General features: G+C 72.4%; 12 protein-coding genes. 6 read left to right on the top strand and 6 right to left on the bottom strand.

The features are described from left to right. Positions 1-6: 6 nt before the first annotated feature. Together lon and ACGF4C_RS29900 are read right to left on the bottom strand one after the other, a co-directional pair. Positions 7-2454 (bottom strand): endopeptidase La, encoded by a 2448-nt coding sequence (gene lon / locus ACGF4C_RS29905; protein ID WP_393570286.1) that lies wholly within the window; start codon positions 2452-2454, stop codon positions 7-9. Between the two features lie 89 nt (positions 2455-2543). Then, positions 2544-3368, bottom strand: coding sequence for a pentapeptide repeat-containing protein (locus ACGF4C_RS29900; RefSeq protein WP_393570376.1), 825 nt, complete (start codon positions 3366-3368; stop codon positions 2544-2546). Between the two features lie 372 nt (positions 3369-3740). Between ACGF4C_RS29900 and ACGF4C_RS29895 the strand changes: the two genes are divergently transcribed. Both ACGF4C_RS29895 and ACGF4C_RS29890 read left to right on the top strand, forming a co-directional pair. Then, the gene (locus ACGF4C_RS29895) at positions 3741-4244 is read left to right on the top strand and encodes a YfbM family protein (protein ID WP_393570284.1); all 504 of its coding nucleotides are present in this window, start codon (positions 3741-3743) and stop codon (positions 4242-4244) included. A 53-nt stretch (positions 4245-4297) separates the two neighbouring features. Beyond that, a complete protein-coding gene (locus ACGF4C_RS29890; RefSeq protein WP_393570282.1) occupies positions 4298-4852 on the top strand; it encodes a hypothetical protein in 555 nt (184 codons plus the stop codon). A 256-nt stretch (positions 4853-5108) separates the two neighbouring features. On the opposite strand, the gene ACGF4C_RS29885 is transcribed toward ACGF4C_RS29890, so the two are convergent. Continuing rightward, positions 5109-6026 (bottom strand): rhomboid-like protein, encoded by a 918-nt coding sequence (locus ACGF4C_RS29885; RefSeq protein WP_393570280.1) that lies wholly within the window; start codon positions 6024-6026, stop codon positions 5109-5111. A 359-nt stretch (positions 6027-6385) separates the two neighbouring features. On the opposite strand from ACGF4C_RS29885, the gene ACGF4C_RS29880 reads away from it, so the two are divergent. The 4 genes from ACGF4C_RS29880 (at position 6386) to ACGF4C_RS29865 (ending at position 13234) form a co-directional block, all read left to right on the top strand. After that, positions 6386-7198 carry a spermidine synthase gene (locus ACGF4C_RS29880; RefSeq protein WP_393570278.1) on the top strand — a complete coding sequence of 271 codons (813 nt, stop codon included), beginning with the start codon at positions 6386-6388 and terminating at the stop codon, positions 7196-7198. 72 nt (positions 7199-7270) lie between these two features. Continuing rightward, a complete protein-coding gene (locus tag ACGF4C_RS29875; RefSeq protein ID WP_030415965.1) occupies positions 7271-8011 on the top strand; it encodes a response regulator transcription factor in 741 nt (246 codons plus the stop codon). Further along, positions 8008-9168: an ATP-binding protein gene (locus ACGF4C_RS29870; RefSeq protein WP_393570275.1), complete on the top strand. Its 1161-nt coding sequence runs from the start codon at positions 8008-8010 to the stop codon at positions 9166-9168. Before ACGF4C_RS29875 ends, ACGF4C_RS29870 begins: the two co-directional genes overlap by 4 nt. 250 nt (positions 9169-9418) lie before the next feature. Then, positions 9419-13234, top strand: coding sequence for a multifunctional oxoglutarate decarboxylase/oxoglutarate dehydrogenase thiamine pyrophosphate-binding subunit/dihydrolipoyllysine-residue succinyltransferase subunit (locus ACGF4C_RS29865; RefSeq protein ID WP_393570273.1), 3816 nt, complete (start codon positions 9419-9421; stop codon positions 13232-13234). A gap of 80 nt (positions 13235-13314) precedes the next feature. Here the strand turns inward: ACGF4C_RS29865 and fxsT are convergent, their stop codons facing one another. The 3 genes from fxsT to ACGF4C_RS29850 form a co-directional block, all read right to left on the bottom strand. Then, entirely contained in the window at positions 13315-16392 is a 3078-nt protein-coding gene (gene fxsT, locus ACGF4C_RS29860) for an FxSxx-COOH system tetratricopeptide repeat protein (RefSeq protein WP_393570271.1), read from the bottom strand. A gap of 134 nt (positions 16393-16526) precedes the next feature. Beyond that, complete coding sequence (locus tag ACGF4C_RS29855; protein WP_393570269.1) at positions 16527-17711, bottom strand: FxsB family cyclophane-forming radical SAM/SPASM peptide maturase; 1185 nt, start codon at positions 17709-17711, stop codon at positions 16527-16529. A gap of 205 nt (positions 17712-17916) precedes the next feature. Further along, the gene (locus ACGF4C_RS29850) at positions 17917-18135 is read right to left on the bottom strand and encodes a YxD-tail cyclophane-containing RiPP peptide (RefSeq protein ID WP_393570267.1); all 219 of its coding nucleotides are present in this window, start codon (positions 18133-18135) and stop codon (positions 17917-17919) included. Positions 18136-18162 lie beyond the last annotated feature (27 nt).

The raw sequence follows: 18162 nt of genomic DNA, 5'->3' as shown, positions 1-18162 counted from the left end.
TTACCGTCACGCCGCGACCGGAACCTCCGGTGCCGCGCCGTTGCGGGCCGGGGTCAGCGCGAGCTCCAGCACCTGGCGGACGTCCGAGACCGGGTGCACCTCCAGGGCCGCCAGGACCTCGGCGGGCACGTCGTCCAGGTCCGGCTCGTTGCGCTTGGGGATGATCACGGTGGTGATCCCCGCGCGGTGCGCCGCGAGCAGCTTCTGCTTGACGCCGCCGATCGGCAGCACCCGCCCGGTCAGCGAGACCTCACCGGTCATCGCCACGTCCGGCCGGACCTGCCGGCCCGACAGCAGCGAGGCCAGCGCCGTCGTCATCGTCACGCCCGCGCTCGGCCCGTCCTTGGGGACCGCACCGGCCGGTACGTGCAGATGCACCCCGCGCTCCTTCAGGTCGCCGACCGGAAGCTCCAGCTCCGCGCCGTGCGAGCGCAGGAAGGACAGCGCGATGTGCGCGGACTCCTTCATCACGTCACCGAGCTGGCCGGTCAGCGTCAGACCGGAGGCCCCGGTTTCCGGATCGGCCAGCGACGCCTCCACGTAGAGGACGTCACCGCCCGCGCCGGTGACCGCGAGACCGGTCACCACGCCCGGCACGGCGGTCCGCCGCTCGGCCGGGTCCTGGGCCGACTCGGGGGTGTGGTGCGGCCGCCCGATCAGCGGGCGCAGCTGGTCCGCGCCGACACCGAACGGCAGCTCCCCCTCGCCGATTTCGTGCTGTGCGGCGATCTTGCGGAGCAGCCGGGCGATCGACCGCTCCAGATTCCGCACGCCCGCCTCCCGGGTGTACTCGCCCGCCAGCTTGCGCAGCGCGTCCTCCTCCAGCGTCACCTCGCCGGCCTCCAGACCGGCCCGCTCCAGCTGACGCGGCAGCAGGTGGTCCCGGGCGATGACGACCTTCTCGTCCTCGGTGTAGCCGTCGAGCCGGACCAGCTCCATACGGTCGAGCAGCGGCTCGGGGATGGCTTCCAGGACGTTGGCGGTGGCCAGGAAGACCACGTCGCTCAGGTCGAGTTCGACCTCCAGGTAGTGGTCGCGGAAGGTGTGGTTCTGCGCCGGGTCCAGGACCTCCAGGAGGGCGGCGGCCGGGTCGCCCCGGAAGTCGGAGCCCACCTTGTCGATCTCGTCGAGCAGGACGACCGGATTCATCGAACCGGCTTCCTTGATCGCCCGGACGATCCGGCCCGGCAGCGCGCCGACGTACGTACGGCGGTGGCCGCGGATCTCCGCCTCGTCCCGGACGCCGCCGAGCGCGACCCGGACGAACTTGCGGCCCATGGCGCGCGCCACGGACTCGCCCAGCGAGGTCTTGCCCACACCGGGCGGCCCGACCAGCGCGAGCACCGCGCCGCCCCGGCGGCCGCCGACCAGCCCCAGGCCGCGCTCGGCCCGCCGCTTGCGGACGGCCAGGTATTCCGTGATCCGCTCCTTCACGTCCGCCAGGCCCGCGTGGTCGGCGTCCAGGACCTCCTTGGCGCCGGCGATGTCGTAGGCGTCCTCGGTCCGTTCGTTCCACGGCAATTCCAGGACGGTGTCGAGCCAGGTGCGGATCCAGGAGCCCTCGGGGCTCTGGTCGCTGGCCCGCTCCAGCTTGTCGACCTCCTTGAGGGCGGCCTTGCGGACGTCCTCGGGCAGATCGGCGGCCTCGACCCGGGCACGGTAGTCGTCGCTCTCGTCCTCGGGATCGCCGTTGAGCTCGGCGAGCTCCTTGCGGACCGCCTCCAGCTGGCGCCGCAGCAGGAACTCCCGCTGCTGCTTGTCGACGCCCTCCTGGACGTCCTTGGCGATGGACTCGGCGACGTCCTGCTCGGCGAGGTGGTCCCGCAGCGCCTCGGTGGCGAGCTTCAGCCGGGCGACCGGGTCGGTGGTCTCCAGCAGGCGCACCTTCTGCTCGACGGTCAGGAACGGCGAGTAGCCGGAGTTGTCCGCCAGCGTCCCGACGTCCTCGATGCCCTGGACGCGGTCGACGACCTGCCAGGCGCCGCGCTTGCGCAGCCAGCTGGTGGCCAGCGCCTTGTATTCGGTGACGAGTTCGCTGACGGCCCCCGGATAGGGGCCTCCCCTGCTCGAACGGAGTTGAGAGCTTGGGGAAGGATCGGGGACGTTCTCCTCAACCACGGTGCCCTCCACCCAGAGGGCGGCACCGGGACCGGTCGTGCCGGACCCGATCCGCACCCGGCCGAGGCCCCTGATCAGCGCTCCGGGATCGCCGTCGGACAGCCGTCCGACCTGCTCGATCCGCCCGAGTGTGCCGATGCCGGCGTAGTTCCCGTCGACACGGGGCACAAGGAGCACCCGCGGTTTGTTGCCCGAGGAGGCGGCGGCCTGCGCAGCCTCCACCGCGGCACGCACCTCCGTGTCGGACAGGTCCAGCGGCACCACCATGCCGGGGAGCACGACCTCGTCATCGAGGGGCAGCACGGGCAGAGTGAGCGGTGTGGACGTCGAAGCCATGATCTCCCCTTCGGCAAGCAAGTTGAGCTTTACCCACTCAATGCCGGGAGCCGGGGAGATGTTCCCCGCCGCGCGTTCGCTGTGAGCGATCAGGCGGCGGGCCGCCAGTGGCCGGGGCGGGCCAGACCGGACGGGAGCTTGGTGGCGGCATCACCCTTGGCCGCGTTCAGTTGGGACTGGGTCAGGAAGAGCGCGCCCGTCAGATCGGCGCCGCCGAGGTCGGCGTCCCGCAGGTCCGCCCCGATCAGGTCGGCCCGGCGCAGGTCCGCCCCGGTGAGGTCGGCGGCGATCAGGTACGCCCCGCGGAGGTTGGCGCCCTGGAGCCGCGCGCCCTTGAGGCGGGCCCCCATCAGGTCGGCGCCGCGCCGCTCCTTCTTCCGGCCGGGCACCTGGGCCCGGACGAGCTCGCTGGTGCGCAGCAGCAGGACGTTGACCTCGGCCCGGTGGGCGGGCACGTCCAGCGCGCCGAGCTCCTCCGCGCTGCCGCGGGTGAGGGCCTCGGTCTTCTCCAGCGCGGCACGCAGGTCGTCGTGGACCGGGCGGGCCGCCGGCAGGGTCAGCGCCTCGGACAGGTACCAGAGGAGTTCGTGCAGCTGCCGCATGACGGGGAAGACGTCGAACATCTGCCGGGCCGTACCGGGCGCCTGCCGCCAGTCCTCGCCGCCGAAGGTGACCTGCGAGACCTTCTGCCCGGCACCGAAGCAGTCGAAGACCGTGCAGCCGGAGAAGCCGCGGTCCCGCAGGTCGCGGTGGATGCCGCAGCGGAAGTCGCTCTGCAGGTTGGGGCAGGGCCGGCCGGCGTCCTTGTCGATCGCGAAGTCCGCCGAGCGGGCGAACGGCAGCGCGACGCAACAGAGCCCGAAGCAGCTGCCACAGTCGGCCGTCAGGCCACGGTCGGCAGGCGTCAGGCCCAGGTCGGCGGTCTGCCGACCGGATGCGACGGCGTCGGGCAGCGGACGGGCGGTGCGGTCTCGGGACACGATGCGGATACTCCTGCAGGCCGGCGGGCGCGGTACGCGGCAGCGCCCGAAGAGGACCCCCATTCTCCCAGGCCGCACCCCCGACTCCGGCGGGCGTCGTAGGCAGTCAGCAGTCCACACAACCGGCCCCGCAGGCCCGTCACCGCACCCACCACAAACCCAGCCCGCCGCATGGGGGTACCTCCCACGCCCTTCAGGCAGTGGGGGAGCAACGGCGACCAACACCCGCGGCGGGACAGACAGGTACGTGGGAGGCACCGGCGAAGCCGAACCGCGTTGTCAGTGGTCGCCCCTAACCTCGGTCACATGAGCATGATCGGAGAGTACGCACGTGTGACACCTGCCGAACTCACCCGTGTCCTGGGCGATCCGGAGTGGGGGCTCACGCTCGTCGCCCGGCGGCGTGAGGCGGAGGCCCAAGCGGCGCCCGAACCGGCCGAGGCGCGCTGCCTGGACGTCGACAAGAGCTGGGACGCGCTGGGATTCCTGCTGCGCCGCGCCGGCTTCCCGGTGGACGTCGTGCACGGCGAGGAAGCCGTCCCTTACGCCGAGGACTGGGGCTACGGCCCGCCGCGCTACCTCACCCCCGAGCGGGTGCGGACCGCGGCCGAGGCGCTCGCGGAGATACCCGCGGCGAGCCTGACGGCCGGGGTCGGCCCGGAGGACCTGGCCAAGGCGGAGGTCTACCCGACGATCGTGTGGGACCGGGGGGAACCACTGGACTACGTCACCGATTACTACGCCCTCCTGCAGCCGTTCTTCGGCGCGGCGGCGGAGAAGGGGGACGCCATGCTCATGTGGCTGGGGTAGGGGACCGGGCCCGTACGCCCCTCACGGCACGTCAGGACTGCTAGGTTCGCGGCATGTTGCAGCGGATGTCCGGGGTGTTCATCGGTGCCCTGTTCGGGACGGTCTTCGTGGTCGCCAACGCACACGATCCGCTGAGCCCCGCCGTCGGCGTCACCCTGCGCGTGGTCGCGGTGCTCACCTTCGCGGGCCTGCTGGCGCTGGCGCTGCTGGCGGGCCGCCGGGGCCGGGCCGTGACGGACGGGGACGGGGCTCCCCGGGCGGACTGGTTCCGCGGGAAGTTCGGGTTCGTGGTGGCGGCCGAGGCGGTGCTGCTGATCGGCGGCCGGCTCGCGCTGCGTGCGGCCGGCGCCCCCGACGAGACCGCCGTGGCCTGGATCGCGCTCATCGTCGGCCTGCACTTCATGGCGCTGGCCGCGGTCTGGCAGCGGCGCTCGATCGCCGTCCCGGGCTCGGCGCTCACCGCGCTCGGCGTGGCCGGTCTCGGTATGGCCGCGACCCGCGCCGTGGTGTGGGTGCCGTTCGTCAGCGGCGTCCTGTCCGGCGTCGCCCTCCTGGGCGGCTGCGCCTACGCCATCGCGCAGAGCTACCGGTCCACCGTACGGCCGTAGTTGGCCCACGGCGGGCGGGGACCGCGCGGTAGGCGGTGCGGTAGGCGTACGGCGCGCCGGTGCGTGGTCGCGCCCCGGCAGGCGGCGTAGCTCCGTTCGTCCCTCCGTCCGTCACGGGCGCACGCCCGGAGTTCAGCGCGGGCGCCCGCACCGCGGTTCAGGTGCGCCGGCACCCCGCGATTCACGGCATGCCGGCGCCCCACGGTTCAAGGTGGCCACGCCCCGCGATGCCCCGGGAACGCCCGCACGCCCCGGCTCAGGCCGCGCCCGCCCCCCGCAGCGCCGGGTGGCCCAGGTCGCCGAGGAGCGGGGTGGGGCCGGTGCGAACGGCCCGCCAGTGGCGGAGCAATGGCCAGCTCGCCACGCCCAGGGTGAGCGAGAGCAGATGGCCCCAGTCCGTCATCGGGTCGGCGTAGGCGAGCAGGGCGGTGCCGGCGAACCAGCCGACGCCGCCCAGCAGCGGCCAGCGCAGCCAGGCCGGCAGTACCCCGGCCAGGGCGCCGGTGCAGGTCATCACGCCGAAGCTGATGCCGTAGTCGAGGCGGTGCAGCGAGCTCTCCGGCAGCCCGCCGGCGGCGACAGTGAAGGCGACCGGCACCTCGGTGGCGAGGGTGGCCAGCGCATGCCCGCCGAAGAAGACCGCGGCGGTGCGCAGCCCGCCGATCCGCCGTTCCAGCGTGGGCAGTACGACGAGGAAACCGAGGGCGTAACCGGAGGTCAGTCCGCCGGCGACCCACAACGCGCTGGCGACCAGCACCAGCAGCGGGGCCTGCGCGAGGTGCACGACGTCCGTGCTGGAGCCCTGGAGCAGTCGGGAGACCAGGGTGGGGTCGGCGTGCTCGGCGAAGAGTGAGGTGGCCACGAGCAGCAGCGCGTAGCCGGCGGAGAAAGGGGTGTTGAGCAGCAGCCGCCAGGGCCGCGGGCGGGCGCGTGAGGGACCGGGCCCGGGCTCCGCCGCGGCCATGGGCGCCGCGGCGTCCCGGCCGGTGCGCTGCCGGGGGATGCCCGGCAGGACGACGGGCGGCCCGTCCGCTCCCGTTCTCCCGGCCGGCGCCCGGTCGCCCAGCGTCCCCAGCGCCTGGTCGCCCAGCGTCCCCGGCTCCGGGTCACCCGGCGTCCGCTCCCCCCGCGCTCCCCCGACCTGCATTCCCCCGACGGTTCCCAGCCTGCTCACGGTCACAAGGCCCCTTCCGTCCTGACGCATCCACCGAGCCACGCCCGGAGTCCCTGGGCCGTGCGTGAGTGCTCCGCCGTGCAACACGTCCGCTCGCCCTGCACAACGTCGCGGACCAGCCTGCACGCTCAACCCATGAAGAAGCTGTGAGAGTGAGATGCATCACACGAGGCAACCCTCATGGGACGCCCGCGGTCCCGCCGGGCCCCGTTCCACCTACCCCCGCCACCGTTCCCCGGACCGCCGCGCCCGGCCCCGCCGCGTACCGGTCGACCCGGCCTGCCCGCACGCGACCACCCCTCGTCCCCGCCCCCATAAGCCGTTGGACCACCGGGCTCCCTCTTGGCCACCATGGCCGTATGGCTGCTCCCGTCACCCCGCCGCAGACCCCGTCCGAGCTCCCCGAGGCCCCGCGCACGCTCGACCGCCGCGAGGGCCCGTACGGCGAGGTGGTCCTGCGGGAACGGCCCGGGTCCCCGGGCGGCCCGCCCGTCATCCACGAGATCATCGCCAACGGCTGCTTCCTGATGGACACCTCCGACGGCCGCTCCGAGCGCCTGCTGGTCGACGCTGCGCTGAGCGGGCTGCCGGCCGACCGGGCGCGGCCCGCCGTCCTCATCGGCGGCCTGGGCGTCGGCTTCTCGCTGGCCCGGGCGGCCGAGCAGCCGCGCTGGGGCCGGATCACGGTCGTCGAACGTGAGGCGGCGGTCATCGACTGGCACCGGACCGGCCCGCTGTCCGCGATCTCCGCCGCGGCGCTGGCCGATCCCCGCAGCGAGATCCTGCACACCGACCTCGTCGCCCACCTCCGCCCGGACACCGCACCGCCCCCCGGCGACGACGGCCCCGCCACCCACGGCGGTCCCCCCAACGACGACGAGCCCGTCACCCCCAGCGGCCCCGTCACCTACGACGCCCTCTGCCTCGACATCGACAACGGCCCCGACTGGACCGTCACCGAGGACAACAACGGCCTCTACTCCCCCGCCGGCCTCACCGCCTGCCGGGACCGGCTCACCCCGGGCGGGGTGCTCGCCGTCTGGTCCGCCCAGCCCTCCCCGGCGTTCGAGGAAGCGCTGCGAAATGCCGGTTTCCAGGGGGTGCGTACGGAAGAGATCCCGGTTGTCCGAGGCGTCCCCGACGTCGTTCACCTCGCTCGGAAGGCTGCGTAGCCGACAGTCACACCATGCCCGTACGCTGCTGCCCAGCAAGACGCGACCACGCAGGGAATGCAGGGGCGGGCGATGGACCAGACTCAGACAACGCAGGGCGGCACCGCCGCTGCCACACCGGGCGCCCAGCGCCGGGTGCTGGTGGTGGAGGACGACCCCACGATCGTCGAAGCCATCGCGGCCAGGCTGCGCGCCGAGGGCTTCCAGGTGCAGACGGCCACGGACGGCCCGGCCGCGGTGGACACCGCCGAGGCCTGGCAGCCCGACCTGCTGGTCCTGGACGTGATGCTGCCGGGCTTCGACGGCCTGGAGGTCTGCCGCCGGGTCCAGGCCCAGCGCCCCGTTCCGGTGATGATGCTCACCGCCCGGGACGACGAGACGGACATGCTGGTCGGCCTCGGCGTGGGCGCCGACGACTACATGACCAAGCCGTTCTCCATGCGCGAGCTGGCCGCCCGGGTGCACGTCCTGCTCCGCCGGGTCGAGCGGGCCGCGCTGGCCGCGCACACCCCGCGCAGCGGCATCCTCCGACTGGGTGAGCTGGAGATCGACCACGCCCAGCGCCGGGTCCGGGTCCGCGGGGCCGACGTCCATCTGACCCCGACCGAGTTCGACCTGCTGGTCTGCCTGGCGAACACCCCGCGCGCGGTGCTCTCCCGCGAGCAGCTGCTGGCCGAGGTGTGGGACTGGGCGGACGCCTCCGGGACCCGTACGGTCGACAGCCACATCAAGGCGCTCCGCCGCAAGATCGGCGCCGAGCGGATCCGTACCGTCCATGGCGTCGGCTACGCCCTGGAGACCCCGCCGGCATGAGCCCCTGGCGCCTGCGTTCCTGGCCGCTGCCGAAACGCCGGTGGTGGCGCACGCCCGTCCGTGAGCTGGGAAAACGGGTCTGGGAGGCGCTGCGCCCGCTGGACCCGTACCGCTCGGTCAAGGCCGCGCTCGGCGCGCTCGTCAGCGTCTCGGTGATCATCACCACACTGCTGGTGTTCGTCGCCATGCACTCGGCGACCGAGCTGCGGGTGATCACGATCTTCTCGATCATCGCCTCGCTGCTGATCACCCAGTTCGTGGCGAACAGTCTGTCCGCCCCGCTCGGCGAGATGACGGACGTCACCCGCGCGATGGCGCACGGTGACTACACCCGCCGGGTGCGCTCGGGCCGCCGCGACGAGTTCGGCGACCTGGCCGACGCCTTCAACCGGATGGCGGCCGACCTCGAAGCGGTGGACACCCACCGCAAGGAGCTGGTCGCCAATGTCTCGCACGAGCTGCGCACGCCGATCGCCGCGCTGCGCGCCGTACTGGAGAACGTCGTCGACGGCGTCTGCGAGCCCGACCCCGAGACGATGCGGACCGCCCTGAAGCAGACCGAGCGGCTGGGCCGCCTGGTCGAGCACCTCCTCGACCTGTCGCGGCTGGACAACGGCGTGGTGCCGCTGCACGCCCGGCGCTTCGAGGTCTGGCCGTATCTGTCCGGGGTGCTCAAGGAGGCCAACATGAGCCGCGGTGCCTCCACGCTCTCCGGGCTGACCGGCTCGGGCACCCACACCCGTACGGACGTCCATCTGCACCTCGATGTCTCGCCGCCGGAGCTCACCGCGTACGCGGACGCGGAGCGGCTGCACCAGGTCGTGGCGAATCTCATCGACAACGCGATCAAGCACAGCCCCCGGCACGGCCGGGTCACCGTGCGTGCCCGGCGCGGCGAGGGCCCGGAGGGCCTGGTGCTGGAGGTGCAGGACGAGGGTCCCGGCATCCCGGAGTCGGAGCGCTACCGGGTCTTCGAGCGCTTCAACCGCGGCGGCCCGGGCCCCTCGGGCCCGGGGACGGACGGCGGTACGGGCCTGGGCCTGGCGATCGCCCGCTGGGCGGTGGACCTGCACGGCGGCCGGATCGGTGTGGCCGAATCGGCACGGGGTTGCCGAATCCGGGTCACTCTTCCGGGGCAGGAGTCAGCACGGAGCTGACGACCGTACGGACGGTCGCTGGCGTAGGGTCGGTGGTAGGAGCACTCACCCCGTGGGTGCGACGACGGTGAGTGCTACCCGCACACGGGCAAACTCCGTGTGTTTCCCGCCAAGTCATGCCCTGAAACCCTTCGGTGAATGTGACGTGCGCGACGAGTGGCCCTCCCGGACTGCACCAAAGGTCACAAGAGGCGTAGCCTTTATTCCCGCTGTCCACCACCTTAGGAAGCGGAAGAGGGCGGTTGCCGCCGTGTCGCTACAGTCCCCCAACACTTCGAGCATCTCGAACGAGGCCGATCAAGCGGGGCAGGGCAAGAGCCCTGCTGCTGCGTTCGGCCCCAATGAGTGGCTCGTCGACGAGATCTACCAGCAGTACCTCCAGGACCCGAACTCGGTAGACCGAGCCTGGTGGGACTTCTTCGCCGACTACAAGCCGGGCGGCGCCACCGCGCCGAGCACGCCGGCGGAGGCCCCCGCCCCCGCTGCGGCCGCCCCGGCCCAGTCGTCCCCCGCGGCCCCCGCCGCGGACGGGCCGAAGCCCGCCGCCGCGCCGGCCACCCCGGCCGCGAGCGCCCCGGCCCCCGCCAAGCCCGCGCCGGCCAAGGCCCCCGACGCCAAGCCCGCCGCCGCGAAGCCCGCGTCGAAGCCGGCCGCCGCGAAGCCGGCCGCTGCGAAGGCGGACGGCGAGGCCCCGGCCGCCGGTCCCGAGTTCGTGACCCTGCGTGGCCCGTCGGCCGCCGTTGCGAAGAACATGAACGCCTCCCTGGAGCTGCCGACGGCCACGTCCGTGCGCGCGGTCCCGGTGAAGCTGCTCTTCGACAACCGCATCGTCATCAACAACCACCTCAAGCGCGCCCGGGGCGGGAAGGTCTCCTTCACCCACCTCATCGGGTACGCGATGGTGCAGGCCCTCAAGGCCATGCCGTCGATGAACTACTCCTTCGCGCAGAAGGACGGCAAGCCGACCCTGGTCAAGCCCGAGCACGTCAACCTCGGCCTGGCCATCGACCTGGTGAAGCCGAGCGGCGAGCGCCAGCTGGTCGTCGCCGCCATCAAGAAGGCCGAGACGCTCTCGTTCTTCGAGTTCTGGCAGGCCTACGAGGACATCGTCCGCCGGGCCCGGGACAACAAGCTGACGATGGACGACTTCACCGGAGTCACCGCGTCGCTGACCAACCCCGGCGGCATCGGCACGGTCCACTCCGTGCCGCGTCTGATGCCCGGCCAGTCGATGATCATGGGCGTCGGCGCCATGGACTACCCCGCCGAGTTCCAGGGCACCTCGCAGGACGCCCTGAACAAGATGGGCATCTCCAAGGTCATGACGCTGACCAGCACCTATGACCACCGCGTGATCCAGGGCGCCGCCTCCGGCGAGTTCCTGCGCATCATGAGCCAGCTGCTGCTCGGCGAGAACGACTTCTACGACGAGATCTTCAAGTCGCTCCGCATCCCCTACGAGCCGATCCGCTGGATGCGCGACATCGACGCGTCGCACGACGACGACGTCACCAAGGCCGCCCGGGTCTTCGAACTGATCCACTCCTACCGGGTCCGCGGCCACGTCATGGCCGACACCGACCCGCTGGAGTACCACCAGCGCAAGCACCCCGACCTCGACATCACCGAGCACGGCCTCACCCTGTGGGACCTGGAGCGGGAGTTCGCGGTCGGCGGCTTCGCCGGCAAGTCCATGATGAAGCTGCGCGACATCCTGGGCGTGCTGCGTGACTCGTACTGCCGCACCACCGGCATCGAGTTCATGCACATCCAGGACCCGAAGCAGCGCAAGTGGATCCAGGACCGGGTCGAGCGCCAGCACAAGTCGCCCGAGCGCGAGGAGCAGCTGCGCATCCTGCGCCGGCTGAACTCCGCCGAGGCGTTCGAGACGTTCCTGCAGACCAAGTACGTCGGCCAGAAGCGCTTCTCGCTGGAGGGCGGCGAGTCCGTCATCCCGCTGCTGGACGCGGTCATCGACTCCGCGGCCGAGTCGCGGCTGGACGAGGTCGTCATCGGCATGGCCCACCGCGGCCGCCTCAACGTCCTCGCCAACATCGTCGGCAAGTCCTACGCGCAGATCTTCCGCGAGTTCGAGGGCAACCTCGACCCGAAGTCGATGCACGGCTCCGGCGACGTGAAGTACCACCTGGGCGCCGAGGGCACCTTCACCGGCCTGGACGGCGAGCAGATCAAGGTCTCGCTGACCGCCAACCCCTCCCACCTGGAGGCCGTGGACCCGGTCGTCGAGGGTGTCGCGCGCGCCAAGCAGGACATCATCGGCAAGGGCGGCACGGACTTCACGGTCCTGCCGATCCAGCTGCACGGTGACGCGGCGTTCGCCGGCCAGGGCGTGGTCGCCGAGACGCTGAACATGTCCCAGCTGCGCGGCTACCGCACCGGCGGCACGGTGCACGTCGTCATCAACAACCAGGTCGGCTTCACCGCCGCCCCGGAGTCGTCGCGCTCCTCCATGTACGCCACCGACGTGGCCCGCATGATCGAGGCGCCGATCTTCCACGTGAACGGTGACGACCCCGAGGCCGTCGTCCGCGTCGCCCGTCTGGCCTTCGAGTTCCGCCAGGCGTTCAACAAGGACGTGGTCATCGACCTGATCTGCTACCGCCGCCGCGGCCACAACGAGTCGGACAACCCGGCCTTCACCCAGCCGCTGATGTACGACCTGATCGACAAGAAGCGCTCGGTGCGCAAGCTCTACACCGAGTCGCTGATCGGCCGTGGTGACATCACCCTCGAAGAGGCGGAGCAGGCGCTCCAGGACTTCCAGGGCCAGCTGGAGAAGGTCTTCACCGAGGTCCGCGACGCCACGACGGCTCCGGCCGCCCCCGAGGTGCCGCAGCCCAAGGCGGAGTTCCCGGTCTTCGTCGACACCGCGATCTCCCAGGAGGTCGTCAAGCGGATCGCCGAGTCGCAGGTCAACATCCCCGAGCACATCACCGTGCACCCGCGACTGCTGCCCCAGCTGCAGCGCCGCGCGGCCCAGGTCGAGGACGACGCCATCGACTGGGGCATGGGCGAGACCCTCGCCATCGGTTCGCTGCTGATGGAGGGCACCACGGTCCGGCTCGCCGGCCAGGATTCCCGCCGCGGCACGTTCGGCCAGCGGCACGCGGTGCTCATCGACCGGGAGACCGGCGAGGACTACACCCCGCTGCTCTACCTCTCCGAGGACCAGGCCCGCTTCAACGTCTACGACTCGCTGCTGAGCGAGTACGCGGCGATGGGCTTCGAGTACGGCTACTCGCTGGCCCGCCCCGAGGCGCTGGTCATGTGGGAGGCCCAGTTCGGTGACTTCGTCAACGGCGCGCAGACCGTCGTCGACGAGTTCATCTCCTCGGCCGAGCAGAAGTGGGGCCAGACCTCCGGCGTCACCCTGCTCCTGCCGCACGGCTACGAGGGCCAGGGCCCGGACCACTCCTCGGCCCGGATCGAGCGGTTCCTGCAGCTCTGCGCGCAGAACAACATGACCGTGGCGGCGCCGACGCTGCCCTCCAACTACTTCCACCTGCTGCGCTGGCAGGTGCACAACCCGCACCACAAGCCGCTCATCGTCTTCACCCCGAAGTCGATGCTGCGTCTGAAGGCCGCGGCGTCGAAGACGGAGGAGTTCACCTCGGGCGGCTTCCGCCCGGTGATCGGCGACTCCACGGTCAAGCCCGAGGACGTCCGCAAGGTCGTCTTCTGCTCCGGCAAGGTCTACTACGACCTGGACGCCGAGCGGCAGAAGCGCGGCGCGAACGACACCGCGATCGTCCGCATCGAGCGGCTGTACCCGCTGCCCGGCAAGGAGCTCCAGGCGGAGATCGCCAAGTTCCCGAACGCCGAGAAGTACCTGTGGGCGCAGGAAGAGCCGGCGAACCAGGGTGCCTGGCCGTTCCTCGGCCTCAACCTGATCGACCACCTCGACCTGGCGGTCGGCGCCGACGTCCCGCACGGCGAGCGGCTGCGGCGCATCTCGCGCCCGCACTCCTCGTCCCCGGCCGTCGGCTCCGCCAAGCGCCACCAGGCCGAACAGGCCCAGCTGGTCGCGGAGGTCTTCGACGCGTAAGCGTCTTCGGACCGACAGGCACAAGCGGAAGGGCCCGTCCCCCTCGGGGGGCGGGCCCTTCGCCGTGCGCGGCAGAGGCGTCACACGGGCTGCGGCTCGAAGTCCCAGTACGGGCGCCGGCGCCGGCGGGCGGAGAGGGTGTGCGGGTGCTCGGCGCCCAGCGTCTCGGAGAGCTGCTGGATGGCCTCCTGCTCCAGCTTCGCCGCCTCCTGGCCGCGGCGGCGCAGTGCGCGCAGGTCCTCGGCCAGCGCCGTCTTCGCGGAGAGGGTCAGCGGGTGCAGGTCGCCCAGCGTCGCCTTGGCCCGCTCCAGGATGTCGCGGCCCAGTTCCACCGCGTCCTCCTCGTCGTCGGCCCGGCTGCGGGCGGCCGCGGCGTTCAGCGCACAGCCCAGCGTCCACGGGTGGTCCGGGCCCATGGCCGCGGTCATCCCGGCAAGGGCCCGCTCGGCGAGGTCGAGCGCCTCCGCCACCTCCCCGAACCCCGCGCGCACCAGCCCGACGTTCCCCAGGGTGCCGACGGTGTACGGGTGCCGTTCGCCGGCCAGCGCCTGATAGCGCTCGGCGACCTCCTCCGCGAGGTCGCGGGCCTGCCCGAGGTCGCCGTGCTCCCGCAGGAAGGTGGCGTGGTCGGCACGGACCATCAGGGTCTCCGGGTGCCGGGGGCCCTGGACCCGGCGGGAGCGCTCGACGAGGTCGGCCATCAGGGCGGCGGCCTTGGTGACCTCGCCGGAGCGGCGCCAGCACAGCGCGAGGTTGTGCTCGGCGCGCAGCGTCTGGGGCGTGTGCGCGCCCATCACCGCCAGGTGCAGCCGGGCGTTGAGCTCCTGGCTGGAGGTGGCGTCGCGGTAGCGGCCCAGCAGGCGCAGCATCCGGGCGTAGGCGGTGCCCGCGTTGAGCGTGAGGTGGTGCCGGGCGCGCAGTTCGCGCTCCCGGAAGGCCAGTACCTCGCGGTGGGTGACCAGGGACTCCTCGTAGCGGCCGAGCAGCGCGAGCACGTTGCCGAGGTTGTGCCGGGAGGAGAGGGTGCGCGGCGCCTCCGGGCCGAGCAGGTCGGTGTAGGCCCGCCAGACGGCGTCGAAGAGTTCGTACGCCTGCTCGTAGGAGCCGAGGGCGATCAGGGTGCCGGCGAGGCCGTCCTGGGCGCGCAGCAGGTCGGCGTCGGAGGGCTCGCGCTCGGCGGCGAGCTGGTCGACGACGGCGCTGCCGACCGCCTCGGCCTCGCGGTAGCGGCCGAGCCTGCGCAGCATGTTGGCGTGCTGGTGGGTGAGCACGAGCATGGTGCGCTGGGTGGGCTCCAGGCGGGTTTGCCAGCGGGACATGAACTGCTCGCACAGCCGCAGTCCGATCCGGTACTCCCCGCGCACCCGGAGGTATTCGACGCAGTTGAGCAGCAGCTGCTGGACGGCCGGATCGGCGCTGTCGAGGACCCCGGCGGGCTCCAGGTGCGGGATGAGTTCGGCGTAGCGCTCCCAGTAGCGGGTGTCGGAGGGGTTCTGCGGGTCGGCGGTGACCAGCACCCGGCAGGCGGTCGCGGCCATCAGGTCGCGCTCGTCCTCGGTCATGTCGCTGCGCAGGAACCGGTGGTAGAGCCGGTGCATCAGCGCGGTCTCCACGGCCGGGTCGGAGTCCTGGGAGACCTGGTAATCGAGGCGTACCGCGGTGGACTCGGTCAGCCGGCGCAGCGCGGTGTTCCAGCTGATCGGCTCGGCGGCCAGGTCGGCCAGGTGCTCGGGCAGGTCGCCGCGGCGGGCCTTGGCGAGCATCGGGACGGGGATGGCATCGGGGGCGAAGAAGGCGAACAGCTTGAGGAGTTCGACCGCGGCGGGGCTGCGTTCGCGCAGCGTGTTGAGAGTTATGGCCCAGCTGGTCTGGAAGGCCATCGGGTAGTCGGAGGAGATCCGGATGCCGACGAGGCTGGGCTCGCCGCGCCGGATCAGCTCGATGTACTCCTTGGGGGACATCGGGTTGGCGTCGAGCCAGGCGGCCGTCTGGGCGAGCAGCAGCGGCAGGTCCTGGACGGCGTCGGAGAGCATGTCGGCCTCGACCGGTGTCAGCCGCGGTGCCCGCCGGCGGGCGTAGGCGACGGACTCGACCCGGGTGAACGGCAGCACCTCGATCTCCTGGGCGCTGCCGGAGCCGGACCAGTCGCGGGTGAGCGTGGTGATCAGGACGTGGCCCCGGCCGTCCGGGATCAGGTCCTCGATCTGCTCCATGTCGTCGGCGCTGTCGAAGATCAGCAGCCAGCGGCGGTACGGGCGGCCGATGCGCAGCGCTTCGTGGACGGCGCGGATCCGGTCGCCCAGCTCGCGGCCGACGGGGAGGCCGAGGCGGGTGGCGAGTTCGGCGAGCTGTTCGCGGGCGGCGCCGCGGTTGGTGGCGCTGATCCACCACACGACGTCGTAGTCGTTGCCGAAGCGGTGGGCGTATTCGGCGGCGATCTGGCTCTTGCCGACGCCGGAGGTGCCGTAGAGCGCGAGCCGGGTCTCCAGCGGCGGCGCCGCGGTCACCGCGGTGCCGGCCAGCTTGCCGTAGAGCTCTTCGAGGACGTGGTCGCGGCCGGTGAAGCGGTTGTTGCGGCGCGGGATGTTCCACACCTCGGGCGGGTTGTTCGGGAAGCGCGGCTCGCCGGGGGCGTTCTCGTCCACGGTGCGTGGCGGGGCGGCGATGCCCAGCCGGGTGAGGACCCGGCGGTGGGCCTCCTGGGCGTCCAGGTCGCGCAGATCGGTGGGCCGCAGCAGGGAGGCGGTGGCCGGCAGGCTCTGGGTGGCCACGCTCACCGCGGCGAACCGGTCGGCGTGCGGCGGCACCACCTCGCGCAGTGCGGCGGTCCACTCGTCCTGCGTCTTGGGGCCGAGCCGGAAATACCAGTCGTCCAGCACCATCAGCAGCCGGCCCTCGGCCTCCAGCAGGCCCGACAGCTCCTCGACCAGGGCGGTGTCGACGTGCGGATCCCAGCGGAGCAGTGTCGTGCCGTGGCCCTGCTGCTCCAGCTGGTGGGAGATCCACGCGGCCCAGGGCCGGGCGAAGCCCGCGTAGCTGATGGTGATGTGCTCGGCGGAGCCGACCGGGCCGGAAGGGCCGGGGGAAACGGCGGCACCAGACGAACCGGCAGCACCAGAGGAACCGGCGGAACCAGCGGAAATGGACTGATCGACCATGCGACCGTCTCCCTGAGATGCGATGGTGCGCGCGTGCGGCGGCGGGGGGCATCGGGCACGCCCTGGTTCTTTCGCACGATAGCCGAAGTGGTGCTCCGGATGACGACAGTGCGTCAGGTCAGGTGAGCAGCCGGTCAGTTGGGGGAAACGGTGGCGTCCAGCCGGGCGGCGATGTGCCGGATCAGGCGTTCCAGGTCGGCGCAGTACACCGACGGGTTGGTGAAGCCGCCGGTGTCGGCGCGGTAGCGGTGGGCGTAGTTGCCGCCGCCGCAGACCTCGACCAGGGCGCAGCTTCGGCACTGGGCGGCGAGCCCGGCCCGGCCGCTTCGGCGGGCGGCCATGCCGGGGTGCGCGAGGGCCTGGTCGAAGCTGTGGCGGAAGACGTCGAGGCCGGTGGCGGCGGCGCCCTCGTAGGCGGACTTGAGCGAGTCGACCTGTTCGATGGCGCCGTCGGTGTCGACGACCAGGGCGACGACCGGGGAGAGGCCGACCGACTCGCTGGTGCTGGGGCGTCCCAGCAGGAGGCCGAGGATCTCGGTGAAGACCCGCACCCGGGGCCCGGGCCCGCCGTCCCACCACAGGTCGAAGACGGTGCACAGCCAGTCGCCGTACGGGGAGCGGCCGGCAGGTCCGGGCGGGGCGGGGCGGGGGGCGCCTGCGGGGAGGGCGGCCGGGGGCGGGCTGGACCAGTTGGCGTGCGGCAGCAGGAAGTCGAGCATCGGCGCGTCCAGTGCGCGCAGCGAGCCGTAGACCTCGGCGGGGTCCGCGGTGGCGTCGATGGTGCACAGGATCCCGGCGAACACGTCGGGGCGGCCGCGGAGCAGTGCCACGGCGCGGGAGAGCGCGGGCCATGAGGGCCGGCCGGCGTGGTCGAGGCGGCGGCGGTTGAGGCCGGGGGTGCCGCCGTCGAGGCTGAGGCCGATGCGGAAGCCCGCGCCGGCGAGCGCGTCGACGGTGTCCGGGGTGATCCTCGTCCCGTTGGTCTGGACGCCGAAGTGCGCGGTGCAGCCGGCGGGCAGCGCGGCGCGGACGGCGGCGGCCTGGTCGAGGAGCGGGCCGGGGCCGGTGAGCAGCGGCTCCCCGCCGTGCAGGTCGACGCGGATCTCGCGGAGCCGGTGGGTGCGGGCGTGTTCGGCGATGCGCAGGGCGGTCTGCCGGACGGTGGCGGCCGGGACGGTCCGCGGACGTTCGCGCCAGCTCCGGTCGGGGCCGGCGTAGATGTAGCAGTAGGTGCAGGCGAGGTTGCAGCGGCTGTGGACCTTCAGGACGAACTGCCGGAACGGCACGACGGTGCTCCGCCCGGTCGTCTCCCCCGCCACGGCGTCGCCCCCCTGCCCCGTATGCCTGCGTCGAGGTACGGGACCGGCGCAACCTGGCCGTCAGTTCCCGTCCACTTCCTGCTACATGGCGCAGCCCTCGATCGAAGAATCGAATCGTCCGGACAACTGGCCGGTTTCCGTGCGCGTTTGCCCAAAAATCGGTGCCCCCGTGCCGGGACGGCACGGACGATGTCCGTCCGGCCGTTCAGCGCAGCCAGTTGCCGGGGCCGTCCTCGTAATACGCCACGGCCTCGTCCCCCCGGGGCCAGTTGCGCAGCAGCAGGGACGCGACCTCACCGAGCACCGCGTGGTCCGTGCGCGCCGCCAGCGAACCCACATCGACCGCTGCGAAATCCGGCAGCGGCTCGGCCGACGGCCCGGGCGGGGCGGCCGCAGCGGGTTCGGTGCGGGGGGTGTTCGCCACGCTGCTCTCCTCTGGCCGGCTGGACGG

The sequence above is a fragment of the Streptomyces sp. NPDC048197 genome, assembly GCF_043202395.1.
In the GTDB taxonomy this organism is placed as follows: domain Bacteria; phylum Actinomycetota; class Actinomycetes; order Streptomycetales; family Streptomycetaceae; genus Streptomyces; species Streptomyces siderophoricus.
This window is presented reverse-complemented; position numbering and strand designations above follow the sequence as displayed.

What these genes read in the sequence shown, in the direction of transcription:
- ACGF4C_RS29880 (WP_393570278.1), top strand. Translation starts at nt 6,386, where the DNA reads ATGGCTGCTCCCGTCACCCCGCCGCAGACCCCGTCCGAGCTCCCCGAG.
- ACGF4C_RS29895 (WP_393570284.1), top strand. Translation starts at nt 3,741, where the DNA reads ATGAGCATGATCGGAGAGTACGCACGTGTGACACCTGCCGAACTCACC.
- ACGF4C_RS29875 (WP_030415965.1), top strand. Translation starts at nt 7,271, where the DNA reads ATGGACCAGACTCAGACAACGCAGGGCGGCACCGCCGCTGCCACACCG.
- ACGF4C_RS29890 (WP_393570282.1), top strand. Translation starts at nt 4,298, where the DNA reads ATGTTGCAGCGGATGTCCGGGGTGTTCATCGGTGCCCTGTTCGGGACG.
- lon (WP_393570286.1), bottom strand. Translation starts at nt 2,454, where the DNA reads ATGGCTTCGACGTCCACACCGCTCACTCTGCCCGTGCTGCCCCTCGAT.
- ACGF4C_RS29870 (WP_393570275.1), top strand. Translation starts at nt 8,008, where the DNA reads ATGAGCCCCTGGCGCCTGCGTTCCTGGCCGCTGCCGAAACGCCGGTGG.
- fxsT (WP_393570271.1), bottom strand. Translation starts at nt 16,392, where the DNA reads ATGGTCGATCAGTCCATTTCCGCTGGTTCCGCCGGTTCCTCTGGTGCT.